Below are 23,539 nucleotides of genomic sequence, written 5' to 3'. Positions count from 1 at the left end.
AGGCCGGGCGGGTGAATGTCGGGAATCAGGCGCGCATCAGCTGGCCGGTGACCAGATCGCGGATGGTGCTGGGCCGCTCGAGGCCGCCGAGCTCCCCCTCAACGATGGCATCGAGCCCATCGCCGAAGACCCCGCGGACCTCCTCGGCGCTCATGGCCGGCGGCTCGCTGGCAATGTTGGCCGAGGTGGAAACGATGGGCCCGCCGAAGGCCTCGCACAGGGCCACCACCAGGGGATGGGCACTCACCCTCAGCGCCACCCTGTCGTGGCCGCCACGGACCAGACCATGGCTGCGGCCGTTGTCGGGCACCAGCCAGGTATTGGGTCCCGGCCAGCTGGCTGCCAGCGGCGCGTGGAGCTCCAGGGGCAGCCCCTCGAGCCAGGGGGCGAACTGGGCGATGCTGGCCGCCACCAGGATCACCCCCTTGGCGGGATCACGCTGCTTGAGGCGCAGCAGCCTCGCCAGGGCCTCGTCGTTGTCCGGATCGCAGCCGAGCCCCCACACGGCCTCGGTGGGATAGGCGATCACTCCACCACGGTGCAGGGCGACAACGGCATGGGCGATCTGACTGGCCTGGCTCATGGGAACTCCTCGGCGGTGGGCAGGCTGGGCTGATGAATGGCCGGGGATTCTATCACGCCCCCGAGAGGCGCACCCAGCCGCCGGCGGCGTGAGCCACCCGCCCCTCCAGTTCGAGTTCCAGTAGGCGCCGCTGGCACTCGGCGATGCCCAGTCCCGAGAGGCCCACCAGGGTATCCACCGGCGTCGGCTGGCCGCTCAGCCAGCGCAGCAGCGGCTCGCCGGACGCGGCGCCCTCCTCCGCCGGGAGCGGGTCTGCTGGCACCCGGGGGCTCGCGGCGGGCAGCCACTGGGTCAGCTCGGCGACGATATCGTCGACCTCGCGTACCAGCACGGCCCCGTCACGGATCAGCCGCAGGCAGCCCCGGGCCTGGGGGTTGTGGATGGAGCCCGGCAGCGCGAAGACCTCGCGGCCCTGCTCGGCGGCCAGGCGGGCGCTGACCAGGGAGCCGCTGCGCTCGGCCGCCTCTACCACCAGCACGCCGAAGGAGAGCCCGGTAACGATGCGGTTGCGCCTGGGAAAGAAGGCCGGCCGCGCCGGAGTGCCGGGCGGATGCTCGGAGAGCAGCAGGCCACCCGGCTCGCGCAGTCGCGCGTGCAACCGGTGGTGGCGCGGCGGGTAGACCACATCGACGCCGCAGCCGAGCACCGCGGCGCTGGCACCGCCGGCGTCCAGCGCCGCCTGCTGGGCGGCGGCGTCGATGCCCAGCGCCATGCCGCTGACCACGCACCAGCCGCGCCCGGCGAGCTCCCGGGCGAAGGCGGCGGCATTGGTCAGCCCCTCGCGGGTGGCCCGCCGGGCTCCCACCATGGCCAGGCGCGGCGGTTCGAGCGCGGCCAGGTCGCCCCAGGCCCACAGCAGGGGAGGCGGGTCGGGGATCTCGGCGAGCAGGGTCGGCCAGCGAGGATGACCGGGGTGGAGCAGGTGACGATCGGGGGCCGCGGCGAGCCACGCCTCGGCCCGGTCGATCTCAACCGTCAGCGGGCTGCGCCCGGGATGGTCGAGCCACAGGCGCAGCGCCGTGGCGGCCTCCCGGGGCAGCAGCGCCAGCCAGCCATCGGGCCATGCGGTGGCCGTGGCCGCCAGTTCGGCCAGCCGCGCACCGCCCAGGCCCGGCAGCCTGGAGAGGGCCAGCCACTCGCGAGCGCCGGGCCGCTGGGCAGGCATGCGGCTGCCTCAGCGCAGGGTGGCGCCCAGGGCGCGCTCGGGGCTGTGCACGCGATCCCCCACCGAGAGCGAGCGGCTGGCCTTCATCACCAGGCCATAGCTCATCTTTTCGTAGGGCTGGAACACCATCACCAGGCCGGCGTCCTCACCGGGCAGGCGCAGCGACTCGCCGGTGCGCGGGTCGCTGACCAGCTCGCCGCGCTGCTCGACCATCAGCACGTGGCCGGGCTCGAGGCCGTCGCGGCGCCCGCGGTCCAGCGCCACCACCTGCAGGCGGCCGATGAACTGTACGCCCCCCGGCACCGCGAGAACGGTGCCCTCCACCTCGCGCTCCGGGGCGCGGGGGATGAACTCGGTGACCAGATCGCGCACCTCCAGGGGCAGCACGATGTCGTTGTTGCGCACCTCCTGGCTCGAAGAGGTCACCTCCAGCACCACGATCTCCTCCTCCTGTCGCTCGCGGCGGGCCTGGCCGACACTCTCCAGCTCCAGGCCGAGCAGCTCGCCGCTGGAGGGGTCCAGGAAGCGCTCGCCGACCCGATAGAAGCCGACCCGACCGCTGCCCTCCACCTCCCCGCGGGCGTAGAGGCGATCTCCCACGCCGCTCAGCAGGCGGCGATCGTCGCCGCCCACCACATAGGCCAGCTCGTCGAGGGCGTCGGGGTCGTCGACGATGCGGTGGTCGCGCAGGAAGTGGCGGATCGCCTCCAGGGGAATCGGCTCGATCGCCTCTCGGTGGGGGATGGTGCGCATCTCCGGTGAGAGCCGCACCTGGCCCTGGCCGCGCTCCAGCCCCAGACAGGGACGCCCGTTGCAGTCATAGAGGTAGATGACATCGCCCGGGTAGATCAGGTGGGGGTTGCGGATCTGCGGGTTGACCTGCCACACCTCGGGCCACTGCCAGGGGTGGCGCAGGAAGCGCCCGGAGATGTCCCAGAGGGTATCGCCACGCACCACCGTGTAGCGGTCCGGGGCATCGCCGCGCAGGCCATCGTCCCAGGAGAGCCCCTGGGCCAGGGCCTTGCCGGCCACTCCCCCCAGCGCCAGTGCCACGCCGAGCACCAGCGCCGCCCTGCCTGGCCAGCGGCGCCGCACCTTGCCCTCTTTCGTCTGTTTCATCCCTGCTCTCCCCGCGTCGGTTGCCTGGCCCTGACGCGCTCTCATCGAACCCGGCCGGCATGCTATAGTCTTAGGTTATCGACGTGATGTGCATTCGGCGGTTTCTCCACCGAACGCACCCCTCTAGAATAGTGTCATTCTGTAAATGACAGCATAACGGTGAAACCAACGCCATGGCCAAATTACCGATCCTCGAATTCCCCGACGAGCGCCTGCGCACCAGGGCGGCGCCGGTGGAGACGGTCGACGACGAGGTCCGTCAACTGGTCGACGACATGCTCGAGACCATGTACGACGCCCGCGGCATCGGGCTGGCCGCGACCCAGGTGAACGTCCACCGACGGGTGATCGTGATGGACGTCAGCGATGCCCAGGACAAGCCGCTGGTGCTGATCAATCCCGAGTACACCCCGATCGGCGACGAGCGCGACCTGATGAGCGAGGGTTGCCTGTCGATTCCCGAGTACTACGCCGAGGTGCCACGGGCGCTCAAGGTTCGCCTCAAGGCACTGGACCGCGACGGCAAGCCCTACGAGCTCGAGGCCGACGGTCTGCTGGCCCATTGCATCCAGCACGAACACGACCACCTCGAGGGGGTGCTGTTCGTCGACTACCTCTCGCCGCTCAAGCGCGACCGGGTGATGAAGAAGATGCAGAAGCGCCACAAGCTGATGCAGCCCGCCTGATTCCTCCGCGAGCTCCCCCCGGAAGGCCGACGCCATGGCGTCGGCCTTCGTCGTTTGCAGCCGGCTCCGTTATCATTGAGGTCATCCACTCCCCGGCCAGGCACGAACCATGTCCCGACCCCACGACTCTCACTCCCTCAGCGTCATCTTCGCCGGCACGCCCGACTTCGCCGCCGAGAGTCTGCAGGCGCTGCTGGACAGCCGCCATCGCGTCATCGCCGTCTACACCCAGCCGGACCGCCCCGCGGGCCGCGGCCGCAAGCTGACGCCAAGCCCGGTCAAGCGTCTCGCCCTCGAGCATGGGCTGCCGGTCCATCAGCCGGAGACCCTCAGGGCCCCCGAGGCCCAGGCCGAGCTCGCCGTCCTGGACGCCGACCTCATGGTGGTGGTGGCCTACGGGCTGATCCTGCCCAGGGAGGTGCTCGAGACGCCGCGGCTGGGCTGCCTCAACGTCCACGCCTCGCTGCTGCCGCGCTGGCGTGGCGCCGCCCCCATCCAGCGCGCCATCGAGGCCGGCGACGCCGAGAGCGGCGTGACCATCATGCAGATGGACGAGGGCCTCGACACCGGTGCCATGCTGCGGGTGCGGCGCACCCCGATCACCGCCACCACCACCGGCGGCGAGCTGCATGACACCCTGGCCGCGCTGGGCGGCGAGGCCATCGTCGAGGCGCTGGACGCCCTGGCAGGCGAGGGCCTCGCGGCCACGCCCCAGCCCGAGGCCGGCGTCACCTACGCCGCCAAGCTCTCCAAGGCCGAGGCCGAACTCGACTTCCGCGAGCCGGCCGCGGCCCTGGCCGCTCGGGTCCGCGCCTTCAACCCCTGGCCGGTGGCCTGGTGCGCCTTCGACGGCGACCGCCTGCGCCTGCTGATGGCCGAGGCGACCGGGCTCCGCGAAGGCGAGGCGCCCGCCGCGCCGGGCACCCTGCTCGACCACGACGGCGAGGCCCTGCGCATCGCCTGCGGCCCCGCGGGCGACCAGGTGCTGCGGGTGACCCAGGCCCAGCTTCCCGGCGGCAAGGCGCTGCCGGTGAGTGAACTATTGCGCGCCAGGGCCGAGCGTTTCACGCCGGGCCTGTGCCTGGGCCACCACAACGAGGAGGCCTCCGCATGAGCCAGCCCCCCGAGCAGCGGCCCCGCGCACAGCGCCAGCGCAAGCGCGGACTGGAGAACGACGGCGGCCTGGCGGTCCGCGCCGCCGCGGCCCGCGCCCTCGTGCCGGTGATCACCGGCAAGGGGTCGCTCACCGGCCTCGACGACCATCAGGTGGTGGCCCGCGACCGCGCCCTGTTCAAGGCGCTCTGCTACGGCACCTGCCGCACCCTGCCGCGCCTCGAGGCGCTGGCGGCCAAGCTGCTGGTCAAGCCCTTCAAGGTGCGCGATGCCGACATCCAGGCGCTGCTGCTGCTGGGCATCCACCAGCTGCTCTACCTGCGCATACCGGCCCACGCCGCGGTGGGTGAGACCGCCGGTGCGGCCCGCCTGCTCGGCAAGGAGTGGGCCACCCGGGTGCTCAACGGCTGCCTGCGCCGCCTGCAGCGCGAGGCCGCCGAGCTCCAGGCCGAGGTGGACAGTGACCCCGCGGTGGCGCTGCTGCACCCGAAGTGGCTGCTCAAGGCACTGCGCGAGGCCTGGCCCGACGATTGGCGCGCCATCGGTGCGGCCAACAATACGCCCGGCCCCATGACCCTGAGGGTCAACCGCCGCCACGGCGATCGCGAAGCCTACATGGACCGGCTGGCCGCGGCCGGCATCCAGGCACGGCTCTGCCTGCACGCGCCGGACGGTATCACCCTGGAGACGCCCTGCGATGTCCAGCTGCTGCCGGGCTTCATCGATGGCGACGTCAGCGTCCAGGACGAGGCCGCCCAGCTCACCAGCGTGCTGCTCGGCCCGGCCCTGGCGCCGCGTCCCGGCGCCCGGGTACTGGACGCCTGCTGCGCCCCGGGGGGCAAGACCAGCCACCTGCTGGAGCTGTTCGACATCGAGATGCATGCGGTGGACAGCGACGCCGAACGCCTGGCTCGGGTCGAGGACGCCCTGGGTCGGCTTGGCCTGGAGGCGCGCCTGGCCCATGGCGATGCCACCGCCCGCGACTGGTGGGACGGTGCGCCCTTTGACGCCATCCTGCTCGACGCTCCCTGCTCCGGCAGCGGCGTGATCCGTCGCCACCCCGACATCAAGCGTCTGCGCCGCCCCAGCGACATTCCGGCCCTGGCCGCCCTGCAGACCCGCCTGCTCGACAACCTCTGGCCGCTGCTGCGCGAAGGCGGCACCCTGCTCTACGCCACCTGTTCGGTGCTGCCCGAGGAGAACAGCGACCAGATCGCCGCCTTCCTCTCGCGCACCCCGGACGCGGAGATCACTACCCCCGGTGACGTGGCCTGGGGACGACCGGCGGGGGCCGGGCGCCAGCTGCTGCCGGAGATCGACAGCCACGACGGCTTCTTCTATGCCAGACTGAAGAAACGGCCGCAGTGAGCGGCCGACCACCACCCGCGCAGGAGGCATCATGAGCACCCATACCTACAAGCATATCGAGCTGACCGGTTCCTCCGAGGAGGGCATTCAGCAGGCCATCGAGAGCGCCATCGCCAAGGCCGGCGAGACCCTGCACGGCATGCGCTGGTTCGAGGTCATCGATACCCGCGGCCATCTGGAAAACGGCCGCGTGGCCCACTGGCAGGTCACCATCAAGGTCGGCTTCACCCTCGACTGATGGCGTGCTGTTCTTCTCCCCGCGGCTGGTTTAGGCTTGCCGCCATCCTGTTGCGGCGCACAAGAGGCGCCGCGCTCGCTGCCAGCGGACATCAGACTCCATGAAGATCATCATCCTCGGCGCCGGCCAGGTCGGCGGCACCCTGGCCGAACACCTGGCCCGGGAGGAGAACGACATCACCGTGGTGGACACCGACGGTGACAAGCTGCGCGAGCTGCACACCAAGCTCGACATCCGCACCGTGGTGGGGCCCGGCTCCTACCCCATGGTGCTGCGCCAGGCGGGCTGCGAGGACGCCGACATGCTGATCGCGGTGACCAGCCAGGACGAGGTCAACATGATCGCCTGCCAGGTCGCCCACACCCTCTTTCGCACCCCCACCAAGATCGCCCGGGTGCGCGCCACCGCCTACCTGACCCGCAAGGGACTGTTCGCCCACGAGGCGGTGCCCATCGACGTGCTGATCAGCCCCGAGCAGGTGGTCACCGACCATATCCGCCGGCTGATCGAGCACCCCGGCGCCCTGCAGGTGCTGGAGTTCGCCGGTGGCCTGGTGCAGCTCGTCGCGGTCAAGGCGATCTACGGCGGCCCCCTGGTGGGCCAGGACCTGGCCTTCCTGCGCCGCCACATGCCCAGCGTGGATACCCGGGTCGCGGCCATCTACCGCCGCAACCGGCCGATCATCCCGCGCGGCGACACCGTGATCGAGGCCGACGACGAGGTCTTCTTCATCGCCGCCCGCCGCGATATCCGCGCGGTGATGAGCGAACTGCGCCGCCTCGACCGCGACTTCCGCCGGGTGGTGATCGCTGGCGGCGGCAACATCGGCGAGCGCCTCGCCGAGCACCTGGAGCACAGCCACCAGGTGAAGATCATCGAGCACAACCTTGAGCGCTGCACGGTGCTCTCCGAACGCCTCGACCGCACCGTGGTGCTGCACGGCAGCGCCACCAGCAAGCGGCTGTTGGAGGAGGAGAACATCGAGGAGTGCGACATCTTCTGTGCGCTGACCAACGACGACGAGGTCAACATCATGTCGTCGATGCTGGCCAAGCGCATGGGCGCCAAGAAGGTGCTGACGCTGATCAACAACGCCGCCTACGTGGACCTGGTCCAGGGCGGCGAGATCGACATCGCCATCTCGCCCCAGCAGGCCACCATCGGCAGCCTGCTGACCCACGTGCGACGCGGCGATATCGTCAACGTCCACTCCCTGCGCCGCGGCGCGGCGGAGGCCATCGAGGCGATCGCCCACGGCGATACCCAGTCCTCGAAGGTGGTGGGCCGTGCCATCGGCGAGATCGAGCTGCCCCGGGGCACCACCATCGGCGCCATTGTGCGCGGCAAGGAGGTGCTGATCGCCCACGACGACGTGGTGGTGGAGTCCGGCGACCACCTGATCCTGTTCGTGATCGACAAGCGCCGCATCCGCGACGTGGAGCGGCTGTTCCAGGTCGGCCTGACCTTCTTCTGACAGGGAGTCACCGATGAGCCTGCGCATGATCCTGCGCATCCTGGGGCTGCTGCTGATGCTGTTCAGCCTGACCATGGTGCCGCCGATCCTGATCTCGCTGCTGTTCGGCGACGGCCAGTGGAATGCCTTCGCCATCGCCATCGCCATCACGGTGGTGACCGGTGCCGTGATGTACCTGCCCAACCGGCGCGCGCGCAAGGAACTGCGCACCCGCGACGGCTTTCTGATCGCGGCGCTGTTCTGGAGCGTGCTGGCGCTGTTCGGCTCGCTGCCGCTGATGCTCACCGGCGATACCGCCCTCTCCATCACCGATGCAGTGTTCGAGTCCTTCTCGGGGCTGACCACCACCGGGGCCACGGTGATCACCGGCATCGACCAACTGCCCGAATCGATCCTCTACTACCGCCAGCAGTTGCAGTGGCTGGGCGGCATGGGCATCGTGGTGCTGGCAGTGGCGATCCTGCCGACCCTGGGCGTCGGCGGCATGGCCCTCTACCGCACCGAGATCCCCGGCCCCCTCAAGGACTCCAAGCTCACCCCGCGCATCACCGAGACCGCCAAGGCGCTGTGGTACATCTACGCCGCCCTGACCGTCACCTGCATGCTGGCCTACATGGCCGCCGGTATGAACTGGTTCGACGCACTGGGCCACAGCTTCTCCACCGTGGCACTCGGTGGTTTCTCCCCCCATGACGCCAGCATCGGCCACTTCGACAGCGCCGTGATCGAGATGATCTGTGTGTTCTTCCTGATCGTCTCTGCGGTGAGCTTCAGCCTGCACTTCGTGGCCTGGCGCGAGAAGCGGCTGACCCACTACTTCCAGGACCCCGAGGCGCGCTTCCTGCTGCTCTTCCTGCTGGGCCTGGCGGTGATCACCGTGGTCTCGCTGTGGCTCACCGAGACCTACGGCACCGAGCGGGGCCTGCGCCACGGCATCTTCCAGGTGGTCTCGGTGGCCACCACCGCCGGCTTCGGCGTGGCCGACTTCTCGGCCTGGCCGGGGGCGCTGCCCTTCCTGCTGTTCATGGCCGCCTTCGTCGGCGGCTGCTCCGGCTCCACCGGCGGCGGCATGAAGGTGATCCGCATCATCCTGATCCTCAAGCAGGGGATGCGCGAGGTGATGCGCCTGATCCACCCCAACGCGGTGATCGCGGTCAAGGTGGGCAAGGTGAGCGTACCGGACGGCATCGCCCAGGCGGTGTGGGGCTTCTTCTCGGTCTACGTGATGCTCTTCTTCCTGATGCTGGTGGGGGTGATGGCCACCGGGGTCGACCAGGTCACCGCCTGGTCCACCGTGGCCTCGGCGCTCAACAACCTGGGTCCGGCGCTGGGCGAGGCCTCCAGCCACTACGGCGACCTGCCGACCCTGGCCAAGTGGATCCTGGTGATGGCCATGCTGCTCGGCCGCCTGGAGATCTTCACCGTGCTGGTGCTGTTCACCCCCGCCTTCTGGCGGCGCTGAGGGGATTTGGCCGGCACGGGCCCATCGTGGATAATCGGTCCCTCACTCTTTCAGATCGAGCGTCCATGACCGACTCCCAGGACACCGCGATGCCCATCGACTCGCCGGCCGGCGTGACCGGCCCGCGCCGCGTCATCCAGGTGGGCGAGACCCGTTACACCCTGCTGGGCACCGCCCATGTCTCCGCCGAGAGCGCCCAGGACGTGCGCGCCCTGGTCCGTTCCGGCGAGTTCGACGCCGTGGCCATCGAGCTGTGCGATGCCCGACACCACAGCCTCGACAACCCGGACGCCATGCACAACCAGGACCTGTTCGAGATCTTTCGCCAGGGCAAGGCGGGCATGGTGGCAGCGAGCCTGGCGCTGGGCGCCTTCCAGCAGCGCGTCGCCGAGCAGTCGGGCATCGAGCCCGGCGCCGAGATGCGCGCCGCCCTGGAGGAGAGCCGTGAGGCGGGCCTGCCGCTGCTGCTGATCGACCGCGACGTGGGGGTGACCCTCAAGCGCATCTACCACAACGTCCCCTGGTGGCAGCGCTTCTCGCTGTTCTCGGGGCTGCTGGGCAGCGTGCTGTCGCGCCAGGACGTCTCCGCCGCGGAGATCGAGCGCCTCAAGGAGGGCGACGTGCTGGAGTCCACCTTCAGCGAGTTTGCCGCCGAATCCGAGACCCTCTACACGCCGCTGATCAGCGAGCGCGACCGCTACATGGTGCTGCGCCTGGCCGAGGAGGCCCCGCCGGGGCGCTACCGCAACGTGCTGGTGGTGATCGGCGCCGGCCACATGAAGGGCATGGCCGAGGAGCTGGAGGCGCCGCTGCCCGAGGCCCCGACGCCGGAGCGCGAGGCGCTGGAGGTGACCCCGCCGCCGTCGAGGGTCTGGAAGGCGCTGCCCTGGGTGATCACCGTGCTGGTGTTGACCGGCTTCGCCATCGGCTTCTCGCGCAACACCGAGCTGGGCTGGCAGCTCGTCGGCGAGTGGTTCCTGATCAACGGCGTGCTCTCGGCGGCGGCCACCCTCGTCGCTCTGGCCCATCCGTTGACGGTAACGGCCACCTTCTTCGCCGCGCCGCTCACCTCGCTCAACCCCACCATCGGCGCCGGCTTCGTGGCCGCCGGGGTCGAGCTTTACCTGCGCAAGCCCAAGGTGCGCGACTTCTCGACATTGCGCCATGACGTCACCGAGCTGAAGGGCTGGTGGCGCAACCGCGTCTCGCGCACCCTGCTGGTCTTCATGCTGGCCACCCTGGGCTCCGCCGCCGGCACCTGGGTCGCGGGCTTCCGCATCGCCGGCGCCCTGTTCGGCAGCGGCGCCGCCTGATCAGCGCTACTCTTTTCGCGCCAGGAGGCGCCGCATCGCCGCCGTCGGCGCTTCGATCTTCTCGAAGCGCCGGCTGGCGGCGTAGCTCTCGTTGAAGGCGTCGAAGTAGTCGTCCAGGGCCTGGGCGGCCGAGTCGTCGCCCCCCTGGCGCAGCAGTTCGGCGGCCACCTCGGCGGTACACAGATGGGCCGCGGAGGCCGGCTTGCGCAGGCGGTAGCGGGTCAGCCGCTCGCTGTGCAGCGGCAGTACCGGCAGCCGGTCGAGGTAGGGGCTCTTGCGGAAGATGCGCCTAGCCTGGCGCCAGGTGCCGTCCAGCAGCACATAGACCGGCGTGCGCCCGGCGGCCTTGGCCTCGGCCACGGCGTCGATGCCCACCACCCGCTCGGCGTAGTCGGGCTGGTCGTCGGGGAAGATCACGAAGGGGGCGTAGCGGGGGTCGTCCAGCAGCGCCAGCAGCCGCTCGTCCGGCGCGGTGCGATACCAGGTGAAGACCTCGGTCTCGGGCAGCACGTCACGGATCAGCCGCCCGGTGTTGGTGGGCTTGTGGTGCTCCATGGGGTGGGTCAGCAGCCACACCCGCGCCTCGCTCTCGGCCCTCACCGCATAGGGACAGAGGCAGTTGAGCTCGGGCAGGTGGCAGCCCGGGCAGCGCGCAACGAAGCTGCCCCGGGCCTTGAACTCGCGCCGCGGCGGCCGCGGATGACCGGTGGCGGGGTCATGGGAAAGCCCGGTTCCGGGGTCATGGGAAAGCGCACCGTCCAGAGGACGCTCGGCACAGGTGTCAGGGCTGTCGTGCTGCATGGCGGCTACCGCATGGAAAGAGGCGCCGCATTCTAGCACCTCCGCAGGCGCCGTTCAGGAGGCCAGCAGCGTCTCCGGCACCCAGAGCCGTCCCTCGCGCCGCCAGTGGCGCACCAGCGCCGGCACCCCCTTGCCGGCGGGCTGGCTGAGCCGGGTCACCCCGGGCGGCGCCAGCGCCTCGGCCTCGGGGTCCACCAGCACGCGGGGGGCATCGAAGGGCGCGTACTGAAGCAGCGAGGCCGCCGGCATCACGGCAAGCGACGTGCCCACCACCAGCAGCAGGTCCGCTTCGCTGACGATCTCGCAGGCCTCCCCGAAGTGGGGCACCTCCTCGCCGAACCAGACCACGTCGGGCCTGAGCTGGCTGCCCTTGTCGCAGATGTCGCCCAGCTCGATGCCGCCGCGGGGCAGCGGATAGTGCATGCGCCGGTCCACCGTGGAGCGCGCCTTGAGAAGCTCGCCGTGCAGGTGCAGCACGTGGCGGGAGCCGGCCCGCTCGTGCAGGTCGTCGATGTTCTGGGTGATGATGCTGACCCGGAAGCCCTGCTTCTCCAGCGCCGCCAGCGCCTTGTGGGCGGCATTGGGCCGCGCCTGGCGCACCTGGTCGCGGCGCGCATTGTAGAAGGCCAGTACCCGGGCCGGGTCCCGCCGCCAGGCACCGGGCGTTGCCACCTCCTCCACCGGATGATCCGCCCAGAGGCCATCCTCGGCGCGGAAGGTCTGGATACCGCTCTCGGCACTGATCCCCGCTCCGGTGAACACCACCAGATGCGGCGCGCGCTGTTCTGCCATCGACTCTCTCCGCTCGGGGCATCTGAACTACCTGGGCTGAAAATACCACCTGCGGCCGGCTCAGGACCACACGAGGGCTTCGTCGACGAGGTCGAGTCCCGGCTCGGCGTGACGGTGGAGTTCTTCCCGGTGGGCAACCGCACCACCGCCATCAACGCACTGCGCTTCGAGCAGGTCGATATCGTGCTGGCCGGCCCCTCCGAGTACGTGCTGATGGCCGAGCGGGTCCCGGGCACCAAGGCGGTCACCGCCATCGTGCGCCCCGAGTACTACTCGGTGTTCATCGCCCCCACCGACAGCGATATCGAGACCCTCGAGGACCTCAAGGGCAAGCACGTGGCCATGAAGGACCATGGCTCCACCACCGGCCACATCATGCCCAGCTACATGCTGGACCAGGCCGGCCTGGATATCGACCGCGACCTGCGGATCTCGCTGCTGGACGGCGCCCGCATGCAGGCCCTGGCCGCCGGCGAGGTGGATGCCGTCGGCACCGGCGTGCGCGACTTTGCCCCCTTCGCTGCCCAGCACGGCGAGGAGAACTACCGCATCATCGAGCGCGGTCAGGACATGCCGGGTGACCCCATGGTGGCCGGCCCGCACATCTCCGCCGAGTGCATCAGCGAGATGCAGGAGGCCTTCATGAACGATCCGGACGGCCTGCTGCAGGCGATCCTCGCTCCGGGCGAGCGCGACAAGTACCTGGGCGCCGAGATGGTGCTGGTGGACGACAGCGCCTACGACATGGTGCGCGAATCCTACGCCCTGCTGGGCCTCTCCGACTGATGGAGCTTCCATGCAGCTAAGCATCGACAACCTCACCAAGGTCTATCCGGACGGGACCCGCGCCCTCGACGGGCTGTCGTTCGACGTCAGCCCCGGCGAAGGCGTGGTCATCCTCGGCCATAACGGCTGCGGCAAGTCGACGCTGATGAAGTGCCTGACCGGCCTGGAGCGCCCCACCTCGGGGCGCCTCAGCCTGGCCGGCGTCGACCTCACCTCGGCATCGCGTCGCGAGCTACGGCCCCTGCGCCAGCGCATCGGCTGCGTCTTCCAGAAGTTCAACATGGTCGGCAACCTCTCGGTGTTGCAGAACGTGCTGTTCGGCCTGATGGGGCGCCGCGGCATCCTCGCCAGCCATGCCCTGACCGCCAGCCGGCAGTCACGCCAGGCGGCCATGGAGGCCCTGGAGCGGGTCGGCCTCGCCCACCTGGCGGCGCGCCGCACCGACACCCTCTCCGGGGGCCAGCAGCAGCGCGTGGCCATCGCCCGCATGCTGATGCAGGACGCTGAGATCGTGCTGGCCGACGAGCCGGTGGCGAGCCTCGACCCCCGCGCGGGCCGCGAGGTGATGGAGCTGCTCTGGTCGGTGGTGCGCGAGCGGAAAATGACCGTGCTCTGCGTGCTGCACCAGATCGAGCTCGCCCGGGAGTACGGCGAGCGGCTGATCGGCCTGCACGGCGGCCAGCTGGCCTTCGACCGCCCCACCGCCGAGGTCAGCGACGCCGACATCACGGCCCTCTACCAGACCGTCACACCACAGGAGGCCGCTACCGATGAACGATTCATCGCCGCGCCACGCCGCGCCGCCCAGGCTTGAGCGCCCCTCTCCCATCGCCTTTATCCTGCTGCTGGCCTTCGCGGCCTTCTTCATCAGCGGCTTCTCCAGCGCCAACATCCACTCGGATCGTCTGCTGCGCGGAGTGATGAACCTCGGCACCTTCTTCGGCGAGGCCCTGCCGCCAGACTTCGGCCGCTGGGACGTGATCGCCATGGCCATGCTGGAGACCTTCCAGATGGCCATCGTCGGCGTGGTGTTCGGGGTGATCCTGAGCCTGCCCATGGCGCTGCTCTGCGCCCGTAACACCAGCCCGCACCCGGTGGTCAGGGTGATCGCCCGCAATGTCGTCGCCACCCTGCGCACCGTGCCGGACCTGGTGTGGGCGCTGATCTTCGTGGTCGCCGTGGGGCTGGGCCCGCTGGCCGGCATCCTGGCCATCGTCATGGATACCATCGGCTTCTGTGCCCGCTTCTTCTCCGAGCGCATCGAGGAAGTGGACCCCGGCCCCGGCCAGGCCCTGGCCGCCACCGGCGCCTCGCGCAGCGGCGTGGTCTGCGGCGCCATCCTGCCCGAGTGCACGCCATCGTTCGTGGCCACCAGCCTCTTCTCGGTGGAGAAGGCGGTGCGCAGCGCCGTGGTGCTGGGCCTCGTCGGCGCCGGTGGCATCGGCGTGGAGCTCTCCGCCGCCATGAGCCTGTTCCGCTATGACCAGGCCCTCACCGTGATCCTCGCCATCCTGGTGGTGGTGATCGGCGTGGAGCAGGTCAGCGCCTGGATTCGCAAGCGGGTGATCTGACGCCGCTCGCCAAGCCCACCTCCTCAGGCCGCCTTCGGGCGGTCTTTTTCATGGCCGATTACCCGGACCTTCCGGCCTGATTACTCGATGAAGGCAATCGAGTAGGAGGGGGAGTCGCCTCCCCCGTCCTCTCACACCACCGGGCATACGGTTCCGTACCACGGCGGTTCACGAAGAACGACTAAGCCCTCTTGACCGTATCGAGTACCGAGATCAGGCCCTGCTGCTCGAACCATTTCCGTGGCAAGGCCTGATTCATGTGCGAGGCGCCGGCGTTCCACCAAGGGCCTCGCCCGTTTCCCGCTGACTTCCACGCCCGATGGTCGTCCAGACCCAGCGCCCGTAGCTTGCGGCGCCGGGTCCGCGGGCGTTTCCATTGCCGCCAGATCACGCAACGCAGTCGACGACGTATCCAACCCTCCAGCGCTTCCAGCGGGCGCTTTACGTCGACGAAGGAGAAGTAGTTGGCCCAGCCCCGCAGGACCGGGGTCAACTCTTCGATAACGCGCCGTATGTTGCGCCCCCTGCCACGCTTGAGGATCTCGCGGACACGCTGCATCAGGCGCTGCAGGCTGGTCTTGGCCAGCGTCAGCTTCGGCCGCTTGTGCCGGGTCAGCGTGTAGCCCAGATACCCCCGGTGCCAGGGTCGATCCACCGCACTCTTGTTGCGATTGACCGTCAGCCTGAGTGAGCTCTCGAGAAAATCACTCAGACTGGCCATGACGCGCTCGCCCGCTCGCCGACTCCTGACATACACCTGCAGGTCGTCGGCATAGCGGCAAAAGCGGTGGCCGCGGCGTTCCAGTTCCTTGTCCACGTCATCCAGCAGGATATTGGCCAGCAGCGGGCTGAGTGGTCCGCCCTGGGGCGTGCCCTGCCGGCGTGGCGCGACCAGGCCGTCCTGGAACATCCCGGCTTCCAGATAGCGGCGGATCAAGCGCAACGCTCGCTTGTCGCAGACGCGGCGCGCGACCCGCGCCATCAGCAGGTCGTGATTCACCCGGTCGAAGAAGGCTTCCAGGTCGAGGTCGACCACCCAGCGGTGGCCGGCAGTGACATGGGCCTTCATCGCCGAGACGGCCTGCTGGGCGCTGCGCCCGGGCCGATAGCCGTAACTCGATGCGGAGAACCCCGGATCGAAGATCGGCGTCAACACCTGAAGCAGCGCCTGCTGGATCAGCCGGTCGGTCACCGTGGGGATGCCGAGCTGTCGCGTCCCGCCCTTGGGCTTGGGAATCTCGACGGCTCGGATCGGGCTGGGGTGGTACTCACCGGCCAGCAGCCGTTCGCACAGCGTTGGCCAGCATTCCTTCAGGTGGTCGGCCAACTGGTGGACCGTCATGCCGTCGGCACCCGGCGCCCCCTTGTTGGCGACCACCCTTCGGTAAGCCCGCGCCATGTTGGCCTTCCCTACCACGGCCTCCATGAGCGGGGCGGGCTCCGCTTTCGTCCACGATGACGACGCCGGGATCGTCTCGACGCCCACCGGCTGGGACCCGGGGTACTGCCCCTGCCCCTCTGGGTGGGTGGCGGTATCAGCGCCACTTTCTGCCTTCATGATCGATCCTCGAGACATCATCGCCTACTCGCGGCTCTTCATGTTCGGCCCTTGGTGCCGCGGTGAACCGGCACTTACTATGGCCTCTGCTGACGTCTGGTGGCCCATCCCGTCGCCTCTCGGCGCCGGTAGCACCGTGGCAGACCACCAGACCTCCCAGGGTAAGACGCGCGACCTTCCTCCCATCTACCCGCCGCATTTACCTCCACATCTTCCGGATAGCTATTGGGCTTCGAGTGTCATTGCCCTCTCGCCCAGATGTGGCTGCCTCATATGCGATTCCTGTTCGTCAGGCCGGGAGTTTGCCTTCAGCTTCCTTCAGATTCCGCCTCGCGGCGGACACCCTTGCTGTTCGGCTAGCGGTTCCCGCTATCAGGGTCCGCAGGGGACTTTCACCCCCGAGTCATCCCGAGGCACCACCCTCGGGAACAGCACCTATCGGTGCTACGCGCCATGCCTGGCGCACAACAAAAAAGCCGGCGGGTCTCCCCGGCCGGCAAATATCGAATCAGTGCGAGACATACGGTGATGAAAGAGAGTCTTCGGCGACTCTCCTACCGACCCTCACCGCCTGCTGGCGGCGAAGATCGGCAGGGTCATGCGGGATAAAACGTGAAGGAAGCGCTTAGAAGTCGTAGCGGATACCGACGGTGTAGAGCAGGCTGTCGTCGATATTCTCGCCGCTGGCATCCTCATCGAAGATCTCGGCATAGACACGCATCGGGCTGAAGCGATAGTCGACGCCGATGGCCCAGGGGTTGTTGCTGCTGATATCGCCCACATAGCTGACGTCATAGACGTCGGCGTAGAGGTTGCCCTGGCCGTAGTTGAAGGTGGCGCCCAGGCCGACGATCTCCTTCCTGGCGCTGGCCGAAGCCCCCTCGTTCACGGAGCCCAGCTCCTCGTACATGACCCGGGCGGAGAAGTTGGGCAGGAACTTGTACTGGGCGGAGACGCCCCAGATATCCTCGCCGGCCGAGTTGCTGCCGCCGCCGCCATAGGAAGCACCGCGCTCGGAGACATCCTTGGACTGGTTATAGCCCGCCGCCAGGTAGAGATTCTCCCAGCTGTAGGTGACCGCTGCCGCCGTGGAGGTAGTGGAGCTGTTGTCCTGAGCGCCCACCGTAGCGTCATTGCCGCTGATGTGCTTGACCTGCACATGGCCCTGCAGGCCGTTGAAGACCGGCGTGGCGTAGGCCACGGTATCGCCGCGGGAGCTGGTGGAGCCGCCATCATGGGTCACCCAGCCCTCGTTCTCGTAGTTGTCGAAGACGCCTGTCACGGCCTCCTTGTAGACGCTGTCGAAGTTACCGATGGTCAGAGTGCCCAGCTGCTGGCTCTTCAGGCCCAGGAAGCTGTTACGTACCTGCATGGCATCGCGGTTGACCTCGTCGGCATTGAAGCGGAACTCCATGCGGGCGAAGGCGCTCAGGTCGCTGTTGAGCTCATGGCTGGCACGGAAACCGAAGCGCGAGCCGTTGTTCTGGAACTCGCTGCCGTTGGTCTTGTCCGCCCCCGGGGTCAGGTCCTGGGTACCGCCGGAGGTAATCATGTAGTTGATGCGGCCGTAGATATCGACCTTGGTGCCGTTCTGGTCGTAGACGGTAGCCGCCTGGGCGACGGCAGAGGCGGACAGCGCGCCGACCACGGCGGTGGCGATGAGGGACTTCTTGAACATGACAGGATTCCTTGAATGATCTCTTGGGATAGCAAAAGGGATGCCTCCTGGCTCGGTAGACAGCACCGGCATGGAGGACGGCCATTGGTGGCTTCTTGTTGTATGGCCGAGGACGATATCCCGGGATCATGTCAGGAAGGTGACGCTTTTATTCACGCCGATCGGTACCGACGAATTTCATGGAAATGCAATGGTTGGCCTCCATCATGCAGGAGAAACAGCGACCGAGTACGCCATGAAAGACGCACTGCATATCTCGCGCCTTCACAAGCGCTTCGGCGACACCGTGGCCCTGGATGGCATCGATCTCGCCCTGCCCCGGGGCCAGGTGCTGGCCCTGCTGGGCCCTTCCGGCTGCGGCAAGACCACCCTGCTGCGCTGCATCGCCGGCCTGGCCGAGCTAGATGAGGGTGAGGTGCACCTCGAAGGAGAGTGCGTGGCCTCGCCGGGCCGCCACCTGAGCCCCGACGACCGCCGCCTGGGCATGGTCTTCCAGGACTACGCCCTGTGGCCCCATATGAGCGTCTACCAGAACGTGGCCTTTCCGCTGGAGATGCAGGGGGTGAAGCCCAACGCACGCCGCCCCCAGGTGGAATGGGCGCTTTCGCTGGTGGGGCTTGCCGACTACGCCGAGCGTGCCCCCGGCGCCCTCTCCGGTGGCCAGCAGCAGCGGGTGGCACTCGCCCGGGCCATCGTCGCCAGGCCCCGCCTGCTGCTGATGGACGAGCCCCTCTCCAACCTCGACAAGGGCCTGCGCGAGAGCCTGGCACTGGAGATCCGCGGCCTGATCGAGGAGCTCAACCTGACCGCGGTCTTCGTCACCCATGACCAGCACGAGGCCTTCGCCCTGGCCGACCGGGTCGCCGTGCTGCAGCAGGGGCGCCTGCAGCAGGTCGATTCGCCGGAGGCGCTCTTCCACACCCCGGCCACCCCGGCCATCGCCGACTTCGTGGACGCCGGCACCCTCCTCGACGGCCGGCTCGATGCCTGCGGCCTGGCCATCGCCGATACCCGGCTGCCGATGACCGCGGCCTGCGGCTACCGAGGGGAGGTGCGCCTGCTGCTGCCGCGCCGGGCCCTGCACCTCTGCGCCCCCGATGACGGCCGGCTGCGCGCGCGCATCACCGGCCGCCTGTTCCAGGGTGAGCACCTGTCACTTCAGCTCACCCTGGCCGATGGCAGCGCCCTCAAGCTGCATGCCCTCCACGCGCCGGAGCGCGGCTGCCAGGTAGGGATCGACATCGATGTCAGTGCCCTGCGCGCCTGGGATGACCAGAGCCGCCTGCTCGACCTGATGCCCCACGCCGACGTGGCGGCCGCCACCACCGGCTGATTCTTCCACTCTCGCTCAAACCCTGATCCCGGAGATTCACATGTTCCCCCTGAAACCCCTCGCCCTCGGCGCCTGCCTGCTCGCCCTGCCGGGCCTTGCCGCCGCCGGTGCCCTGACCGTCTACTCCGCCGGCCCCGGCGCGCTGATCGAGGACCTCGCCGCCGACTTCACCGACCAGACCGGCATCGAGGTCAACGTCTTCCAGAGCACCACCGGCCAGGTGATGGCACGCCTGGAGTCCGAACAGGCCAATCCGCTGGCCGACGTGGTGGTGTCCGCCTCCTGGGACAGCGCCGAATCGCTCCACGCGGATGGCCTCCTGCACGAATACCGCTCGCCCAACGCCGAGACGGTGCCCGACTTCCTCAAGACCGACCACTACGTGGCCCAGGGAGTCTCGGCCCTGGCCCTGGTGTGGAACCGCAACAGCGACGTGCCCGCCCCCGCCGACTGGAGCGACCTGACCGATTCGGCCTACCGCGACCAGGTAACCATGCCCGACCCGGCCCAGTCCGGCGCCGCCTTCGAGCTGATCACCAGCCTGCTAACCGCCCTGGGCGAGGAGGCCACCTGGTCGCTGATGGACGCACTCGCCGACAACGAGATGATCGTTCCCGGCCCCAACGCCCGCGCCCTCAACCCGGTGCTGCAGGGCGCCAAGTCGGTGGTGTTCGGCGCGGTGGACTACATCTCACTGGGCCAGCAGGCCGAGGGCGAGGCCATCGAGGTGATCTTCCCCGAGAGCGGCACCGTGATCGCCCCGCGGCCGATGATGATCCTCGCCTCCACCGCCATGCCCGACGAGGCCGAGCAGTTCATCGACTTCGTGCTCTCCGAGCAGGGCCAAGCGCGGGTCGCCGAGCGCTATCTGATGCCGGCTCGCACCGATATCGAGGCGCTACGCCCGACCCTCGAGGAGCTGACCCTGATCGAGGTAGACAGCGAGGCCATGAATGCCCAGCGCGACGCCATCCTCACCCGCTTCCGCGAGGCCACGGGGAGCTGATGCCGGTACCTGTCGTCTCTCGCCTGCCCCGGTTCACCGGGGCAGGCGTCGTCATGCTGCTGACCGCCGCCGCCCTGCTGCTGCTGGTGGGGCTGCCGCTGCTCTACGTGGTGCTGCAGGCGATCTTTCCCGGCTGGTCGCGCGGGGAGCTGGCCGGCGCCTTCAGCCTGTTCGTGCCGCTGCTCTCCGACCCGGCGCTGCTGGGACTCCTCGGCAATACCCTTCGTCTGGGCCTCGTGGTGGTGCTCGTCTGTGCCCTGCTGGCCATCCCGCTGGGTGCACTGCGCGCCCTGGCCCGGGTGCCCGGCGGGGCCGCCTGGGACCTGATCTTCCTGATCCCCTTCATGATCCCGCCCTACATCGCGGCCCTCTCCTGGATGCTGACGCTGCAGCCGCGGGGCTACGCCGAGCAGCTCACCGGGTTCTCCGCCAGCGGCTTCCTGTTCTCCTTCTTCGGCATCGTCTTCGTGATGGTGCTCAACGTCTTCCCGGTGGTCTATTTCGCGGTGTCGCGCACCATGATGAGCGTCGGCGGACGCTACGCCTCGGCCGCCCGGGTCAGCGGTGCCGGGGCCTGGCGCGCCTTCTGGCGCATCACCCTGCCGCTCTCCACTCCCGGCATCGCCGCCAGCCTGCTGCTGGTCTTCGCCCTGACCATCGAGGAGTTCGGCACGCCGGCCACCCTGGGCGCCCAGGCGGGCTACAAGGTACTGGTCACCGGCATCCACGAGCGCTTCTCTGACTGGCCCATCGACATCCCGGGTGCGGCGGTGCTCTCGCTGCTGCTGGTGATGCTGGCCATGGCCGCCTTCTACCTGCAGCACTGGCTGGTGACGCGACGCTCCTTCGTCAGCCAGACCGGCAAGCCGGCGGCGGTGGACCGTATCGAGCTGGGCCCCTGGCGCTGGCCGGTGCTGGCGCTGTTCGGGCTGGTGGGGGTGGTGTCGGTGGGCGTGCCGCTACTCGCCGTGCTGGCCACCGCCTTTACCGGCACCCTCTCCGGCGGCCTGACCCCGGAAAACCTCTCGCTGCGCCACTTCGAGGCGCTCTTCGCCAACCGCGGCGGCGCCCTGCAGGCGCTCTCCACCAGCCTCGGGCTTGCCATCGGAGCGGCACTGCTCACCGGAGTGCTGGGCGCCCTGGTGGGCTATCTGGTGGTGCGCGCCCGCCTGCGCGGCAAGGGAGTGCTCGACCTGCTCTCGCTGCTGCCCAACACCATGCCCGGCATCGTGGTGGCGGTGGGGCTGATCCTGGCCTGGAACCAGAGCTGGTGGCCGATCCAGGTCTACAACACCGGCGCCATGCTGCTGCTCGCCTATGCCTGCCTGCTGCTGCCCTACCCGGTGCGCTACGCCTCGGCGGCCTTCCGCCAGATGGGCGAGAGCCTGGAGGCCGCGGCCCGGGTGTGCGGGGCCGGGTTCTTCACCGCCTTCCGGCGCATCCTGTTGCCGGCCCTGGCCCCGAGCCTGATCGTCTCCATGCTGCTGGTCTTCGCCATCGCCTCACGTGAGCTCGTTGCCTCGCTGATGGTGGCGCCGGCCGGCATGCGCACGGTCTCGACCTTCGTGTTCGGCCAATTCGAGCAGGGCTCCCCCGGCGTCGGCATGGCGATGAGCGCCGTGGCGATCTTCACCACCACGGCACTGCTGGTGGCGCTGACGGTGTTCAGCCGCAAGCGACTGCCGATAGCGGGGTGACCCTCGCCGCCGTCATGCCTGGCAGGCGTGGCGGCGGCGGTCGATAAACAGCGTATTACCCGCCCGGCGCTTGGCCTGGGCCTTCAGCTCGGAAAGCTCGGCAGCCAGCTGGGCGGGCCTGAGCCCCTCCCCGGCATGAACCGGACGGGCCGCCAGCGATAGGCTGACCAGGGGGTGAAAGACCGCTTCGCCGCGGCGGTTCTCGCACGTAAGCCCGCCCGCTGCGCAGTGCTCAGGCTGATAGAAGTCCGGGACCAGCGCCGCGAAGTCGGAAAGCACCTGCTCACAGCTGGCGCGCCAGCGTGGGCCGCCGAGCAGCAGCATGAAGTCGTCGCCGCCGATATGCCCCAGGAAATCCTCCGCCTCGCTCAGGTGTGACAGCAGCAGACGTGAAAGCGCCAGGATCAGCCGGTCCCCCTCAGCATAGCCGTAGCAGTCGTTGAAGGCCTTGAAGTTGTCGAGATCGGCATAGACGGCCACGAACGCCCGCTCCTGCCGGAGCCGCTCCGCCAAGCTCTCCTGGATCAGGATATTGCCAGGCAGGCCGGTGAGCGGGTTGGCATTGCGCGCCTGCCGCACCTGGATGGCCGTGATCTCCCGCAGCAGATCGATGATATTGCCCATGCCCAGGTACCCCCCCTCGGCATCGACGATCACGAAGTCCTCCTGCTGCAGGCCGCTCACGTCGGTAATGCGCTGACTCAGGAGGTCCAGAGAGGTATCCCGGCTCACGCAGAGTACCCGGCGGTCGGCGACGTCCCTGACCCGTTTGCGGGCATACAGAGCATGACTGTAGGGGTTGGTGAAGAGCGTCAGGAACTCCTGGCGACGCACGACCGCCACGGGGCGGCTTGAAGCGACCACCGCCACGCAGCGCAGTCCGGGCTCAGCACGGAAACGCTCCGCCAGCGCAGCCACCGGCAGCTCTGGTGTTACCGGCGGCACGGCGGCCAGCAGGGCAGAGGCGGTCTGCCGAGGCGCCGAGGCCGGCAGCTCATGCATGGGCAGCAAGGCACTCACCTCTCGAGCCGGCTCGGCGCTCGGGCGAGCAAAATAATACCCCTGCATCAGCGCCAGGCTGCGGTCCAGCTCCCAAAGGCAGCGCTGCTCCGCCGCTGTCTCGACCCCTTCCACGATCAGCTCGCAGCCCAGGTTTCTCGCCACGTCCAGCAGGGAGCGCAGGAACTCGCGCTTGTCGGGCTGAATATCAATGCCGGACACGAAGTGACGATCCAGCTTGACCATGTCAGGGCGTAGCTCGGCCCAATGACGCAGGCTTGAGTGGCCGGCGCCCAGGTCATCCAGGGCCACCCGAAAGCCCATATCGCGATAGTGCCGCATGGCATGGCGCATGGCCTGGTAGTCCAGGATGGGGTCGTGCTCGGTCAGCTCGATGACCACGCGCTCGGGCGCCAGCCCGGCCCCCTCGAGGAAGCCTAGCGTCAGCCCCTCGCGGAAGTCTCGTTCCAGCAGGGTGGCAGGCATGACGTTGAGAAACAGCTTGCCGTCGAGGTTCAGCGCCACGAAGCGCTCGATGGCGATGCGCCGACAGAGCAGGTCCAGCTCCACCAGCCGTCCCGCCTGCATGGCCACCTCGAAGAGCCGCTGGGGGGCATGCAGCAAGGTGCCGGAAGGCCCTCGTATCAGTGCCTCGTAGCCATGAATATCGCGCCTGGCGACGTCCACGATGGGCTGAAAGTGGGGCGTCAGCCCCTCATCGGCAATGATCTCGTCCAGCAGTGACTGCTCACTCACCATGGCATCCTCGCCCCATGCAGAAAGCTCGAGACAGTAAG

21 protein-coding genes are annotated in these 23,539 nt (G+C 68.9%); 13 read left to right on the top strand and 8 right to left on the bottom strand.

Annotation, left to right across the window (positions count from 1 at the left end):
- Nucleotides 1-25: 25 nt before the first annotated feature.
- The 3 genes from tsaC to HIR79_RS04695 are packed head-to-tail and all read right to left on the bottom strand — an operon-like array spanning nt 26 to nt 2,867.
- Nucleotides 26-583, bottom strand: coding sequence for an L-threonylcarbamoyladenylate synthase type 1 TsaC (tsaC, locus tag HIR79_RS04705; protein ID WP_169957450.1), 558 nt, complete (start codon nt 581-583; stop codon nt 26-28).
- Nucleotides 584-635: 52 nt separating this feature from the next.
- Nucleotides 636-1,748, bottom strand: coding sequence for a DNA-processing protein DprA (gene dprA, locus HIR79_RS04700; protein WP_110068388.1), 1,113 nt, complete (start codon nt 1,746-1,748; stop codon nt 636-638).
- 9 nt (nt 1,749-1,757) lie between these two features.
- Complete coding sequence (locus HIR79_RS04695) at nt 1,758-2,867, bottom strand: LysM peptidoglycan-binding domain-containing protein (RefSeq protein WP_169957449.1); 1,110 nt, start codon at nt 2,865-2,867, stop codon at nt 1,758-1,760.
- Nucleotides 2,868-3,040: 173 nt separating this feature from the next.
- Here HIR79_RS04695 and def point away from each other — a divergent pair, with 173 nt between their 5' ends.
- From def to HIR79_RS04660, 7 genes are all read left to right on the top strand, one after another.
- The gene (def, locus tag HIR79_RS04690; RefSeq protein ID WP_169957448.1) at nt 3,041-3,553 is read left to right on the top strand and encodes a peptide deformylase; all 513 of its coding nucleotides are present in this window, start codon (nt 3,041-3,043) and stop codon (nt 3,551-3,553) included.
- Nucleotides 3,554-3,662: 109 nt separating this feature from the next.
- Complete coding sequence (fmt, locus tag HIR79_RS04685; RefSeq protein ID WP_169957447.1) at nt 3,663-4,667, top strand: methionyl-tRNA formyltransferase; 1,005 nt, start codon at nt 3,663-3,665, stop codon at nt 4,665-4,667.
- Nucleotides 4,664-6,034: a 16S rRNA (cytosine(967)-C(5))-methyltransferase RsmB gene (rsmB, locus tag HIR79_RS04680; RefSeq protein ID WP_169957446.1), complete on the top strand. Its 1,371-nt coding sequence runs from the start codon at nt 4,664-4,666 to the stop codon at nt 6,032-6,034. Before fmt ends, rsmB begins: the two co-directional genes overlap by 4 nt.
- Before the next feature lie 31 nt (nt 6,035-6,065).
- Nucleotides 6,066-6,272, top strand: a complete 207-nt coding sequence (locus HIR79_RS04675) for a dodecin (RefSeq protein ID WP_110068383.1) — start codon at nt 6,066-6,068, stop codon at nt 6,270-6,272.
- Between the two features lie 100 nt (nt 6,273-6,372).
- On the top strand, nt 6,373-7,746 hold the full coding sequence (gene trkA / locus HIR79_RS04670) for a Trk system potassium transporter TrkA (RefSeq protein WP_169957445.1): 1,374 nt from the start codon (nt 6,373-6,375) through the stop codon (nt 7,744-7,746).
- 13 nt (nt 7,747-7,759) lie between these two features.
- Nucleotides 7,760-9,208, top strand: a complete 1,449-nt coding sequence (locus HIR79_RS04665; RefSeq protein ID WP_169957444.1) for a TrkH family potassium uptake protein — start codon at nt 7,760-7,762, stop codon at nt 9,206-9,208.
- Between the two features lie 65 nt (nt 9,209-9,273).
- A complete protein-coding gene (locus HIR79_RS04660; RefSeq protein WP_169957443.1) occupies nt 9,274-10,521 on the top strand; it encodes a TraB/GumN family protein in 1,248 nt (415 codons plus the stop codon).
- A 6-nt stretch (nt 10,522-10,527) separates the two neighbouring features.
- On the opposite strand, the gene HIR79_RS04655 is transcribed toward HIR79_RS04660, so the two are convergent.
- On the bottom strand, nt 10,528-11,322 hold the full coding sequence (locus HIR79_RS04655) for a tRNA-uridine aminocarboxypropyltransferase (RefSeq protein ID WP_169957442.1): 795 nt from the start codon (nt 11,320-11,322) through the stop codon (nt 10,528-10,530).
- Nucleotides 11,323-11,376: 54 nt separating this feature from the next.
- On the bottom strand, nt 11,377-12,114 hold the full coding sequence (locus tag HIR79_RS04650) for an SIR2 family NAD-dependent protein deacylase (RefSeq protein ID WP_169957441.1): 738 nt from the start codon (nt 12,112-12,114) through the stop codon (nt 11,377-11,379).
- Here HIR79_RS04650 and HIR79_RS04645 point away from each other — a divergent pair.
- From HIR79_RS04645 to phnE, 3 genes are read left to right on the top strand one after another with little or no spacing between them, the layout of a single operon-like run.
- Entirely contained in the window at nt 12,091-12,900 is an 810-nt protein-coding gene (locus HIR79_RS04645) for a phosphate/phosphite/phosphonate ABC transporter substrate-binding protein (RefSeq protein WP_169957440.1), read from the top strand. The genes HIR79_RS04650 and HIR79_RS04645 overlap by 24 nt on opposite strands.
- A 10-nt stretch (nt 12,901-12,910) precedes the next feature.
- Entirely contained in the window at nt 12,911-13,714 is an 804-nt protein-coding gene (gene phnC, locus HIR79_RS04640; RefSeq protein ID WP_169957439.1) for a phosphonate ABC transporter ATP-binding protein, read from the top strand.
- The gene (phnE, locus tag HIR79_RS04635; RefSeq protein WP_169957438.1) at nt 13,671-14,471 is read left to right on the top strand and encodes a phosphonate ABC transporter, permease protein PhnE; all 801 of its coding nucleotides are present in this window, start codon (nt 13,671-13,673) and stop codon (nt 14,469-14,471) included. The genes phnC and phnE overlap by 44 nt, the downstream gene beginning before the upstream one ends.
- Nucleotides 14,472-14,652: 181 nt before the next feature.
- Here the strand turns inward: phnE and ltrA are convergent, their stop codons facing one another.
- Together ltrA and HIR79_RS04625 are read right to left on the bottom strand one after the other, a co-directional pair.
- Complete coding sequence (gene ltrA / locus HIR79_RS04630; protein ID WP_211620937.1) at nt 14,653-16,029, bottom strand: group II intron reverse transcriptase/maturase; 1,377 nt, start codon at nt 16,027-16,029, stop codon at nt 14,653-14,655.
- Between the two features lie 625 nt (nt 16,030-16,654).
- Nucleotides 16,655-17,707, bottom strand: a complete 1,053-nt coding sequence (locus HIR79_RS04625; protein WP_169957437.1) for a porin — start codon at nt 17,705-17,707, stop codon at nt 16,655-16,657.
- Nucleotides 17,708-17,942: 235 nt separating this feature from the next.
- On the opposite strand from HIR79_RS04625, the gene HIR79_RS04620 reads away from it, so the two are divergent.
- The 3 genes from HIR79_RS04620 to HIR79_RS04610 are packed head-to-tail and all read left to right on the top strand — an operon-like array spanning nt 17,943 to nt 21,743.
- Nucleotides 17,943-19,040 carry an ABC transporter ATP-binding protein gene (locus tag HIR79_RS04620; protein ID WP_169957436.1) on the top strand — a complete coding sequence of 366 codons (1,098 nt, stop codon included), beginning with the start codon at nt 17,943-17,945 and terminating at the stop codon, nt 19,038-19,040.
- A 40-nt stretch (nt 19,041-19,080) separates the two neighbouring features.
- A complete protein-coding gene (locus HIR79_RS04615; protein ID WP_169957435.1) occupies nt 19,081-20,046 on the top strand; it encodes an ABC transporter substrate-binding protein in 966 nt (321 codons plus the stop codon).
- A 53-nt stretch (nt 20,047-20,099) separates the two neighbouring features.
- A complete protein-coding gene (locus HIR79_RS04610; RefSeq protein ID WP_169957434.1) occupies nt 20,100-21,743 on the top strand; it encodes an ABC transporter permease in 1,644 nt (547 codons plus the stop codon).
- A 12-nt stretch (nt 21,744-21,755) separates the two neighbouring features.
- Here the strand turns inward: HIR79_RS04610 and HIR79_RS04605 are convergent, their stop codons facing one another.
- Nucleotides 21,756-23,498, bottom strand: coding sequence for a GGDEF domain-containing protein (locus tag HIR79_RS04605; protein ID WP_502708661.1), 1,743 nt, complete (start codon nt 23,496-23,498; stop codon nt 21,756-21,758).
- Between the last annotated feature and the right edge of the window lie 41 nt (nt 23,499-23,539).

This window comes from Halomonas sp. PGE1, from assembly GCF_013000985.1.
GTDB lineage: Bacteria > Pseudomonadota > Gammaproteobacteria > Pseudomonadales > Halomonadaceae > Halomonas > Halomonas alkalicola.
The sequence above is the reverse complement of the archived record's forward strand: the minus strand, read 5'-3'. Positions and strand labels throughout refer to the sequence as shown.

What these genes read in the sequence shown, in the direction of transcription:
- tsaC (WP_169957450.1), bottom strand. Translation starts at nt 583, where the DNA reads ATGAGCCAGGCCAGTCAGATCGCCCATGCCGTTGTCGCCCTGCACCGT.
- dprA (WP_110068388.1), bottom strand. Translation starts at nt 1,748, where the DNA reads ATGCCTGCCCAGCGGCCCGGCGCTCGCGAGTGGCTGGCCCTCTCCAGG.
- HIR79_RS04695 (WP_169957449.1), bottom strand. Translation starts at nt 2,867, where the DNA reads ATGAAACAGACGAAAGAGGGCAAGGTGCGGCGCCGCTGGCCAGGCAGG.
- def (WP_169957448.1), top strand. Translation starts at nt 3,041, where the DNA reads ATGGCCAAATTACCGATCCTCGAATTCCCCGACGAGCGCCTGCGCACC.
- fmt (WP_169957447.1), top strand. Translation starts at nt 3,663, where the DNA reads ATGTCCCGACCCCACGACTCTCACTCCCTCAGCGTCATCTTCGCCGGC.
- rsmB (WP_169957446.1), top strand. Translation starts at nt 4,664, where the DNA reads ATGAGCCAGCCCCCCGAGCAGCGGCCCCGCGCACAGCGCCAGCGCAAG.
- HIR79_RS04675 (WP_110068383.1), top strand. Translation starts at nt 6,066, where the DNA reads ATGAGCACCCATACCTACAAGCATATCGAGCTGACCGGTTCCTCCGAG.
- trkA (WP_169957445.1), top strand. Translation starts at nt 6,373, where the DNA reads ATGAAGATCATCATCCTCGGCGCCGGCCAGGTCGGCGGCACCCTGGCC.
- HIR79_RS04665 (WP_169957444.1), top strand. Translation starts at nt 7,760, where the DNA reads ATGAGCCTGCGCATGATCCTGCGCATCCTGGGGCTGCTGCTGATGCTG.
- HIR79_RS04660 (WP_169957443.1), top strand. Translation starts at nt 9,274, where the DNA reads ATGACCGACTCCCAGGACACCGCGATGCCCATCGACTCGCCGGCCGGC.
- HIR79_RS04655 (WP_169957442.1), bottom strand. Translation starts at nt 11,322, where the DNA reads ATGCAGCACGACAGCCCTGACACCTGTGCCGAGCGTCCTCTGGACGGT.
- HIR79_RS04645 (WP_169957440.1), top strand. Translation starts at nt 12,091, where the DNA reads ATGCGGCGCGCGCTGTTCTGCCATCGACTCTCTCCGCTCGGGGCATCT.
- HIR79_RS04650 (WP_169957441.1), bottom strand. Translation starts at nt 12,114, where the DNA reads ATGGCAGAACAGCGCGCGCCGCATCTGGTGGTGTTCACCGGAGCGGGG.
- phnC (WP_169957439.1), top strand. Translation starts at nt 12,911, where the DNA reads ATGCAGCTAAGCATCGACAACCTCACCAAGGTCTATCCGGACGGGACC.
- phnE (WP_169957438.1), top strand. Translation starts at nt 13,671, where the DNA reads ATGAACGATTCATCGCCGCGCCACGCCGCGCCGCCCAGGCTTGAGCGC.
- ltrA (WP_211620937.1), bottom strand. Translation starts at nt 16,029, where the DNA reads ATGAAGGCAGAAAGTGGCGCTGATACCGCCACCCACCCAGAGGGGCAG.
- HIR79_RS04625 (WP_169957437.1), bottom strand. Translation starts at nt 17,707, where the DNA reads ATGTTCAAGAAGTCCCTCATCGCCACCGCCGTGGTCGGCGCGCTGTCC.
- HIR79_RS04620 (WP_169957436.1), top strand. Translation starts at nt 17,943, where the DNA reads ATGAAAGACGCACTGCATATCTCGCGCCTTCACAAGCGCTTCGGCGAC.
- HIR79_RS04615 (WP_169957435.1), top strand. Translation starts at nt 19,081, where the DNA reads ATGTTCCCCCTGAAACCCCTCGCCCTCGGCGCCTGCCTGCTCGCCCTG.
- HIR79_RS04610 (WP_169957434.1), top strand. Translation starts at nt 20,100, where the DNA reads ATGCTGCTGACCGCCGCCGCCCTGCTGCTGCTGGTGGGGCTGCCGCTG.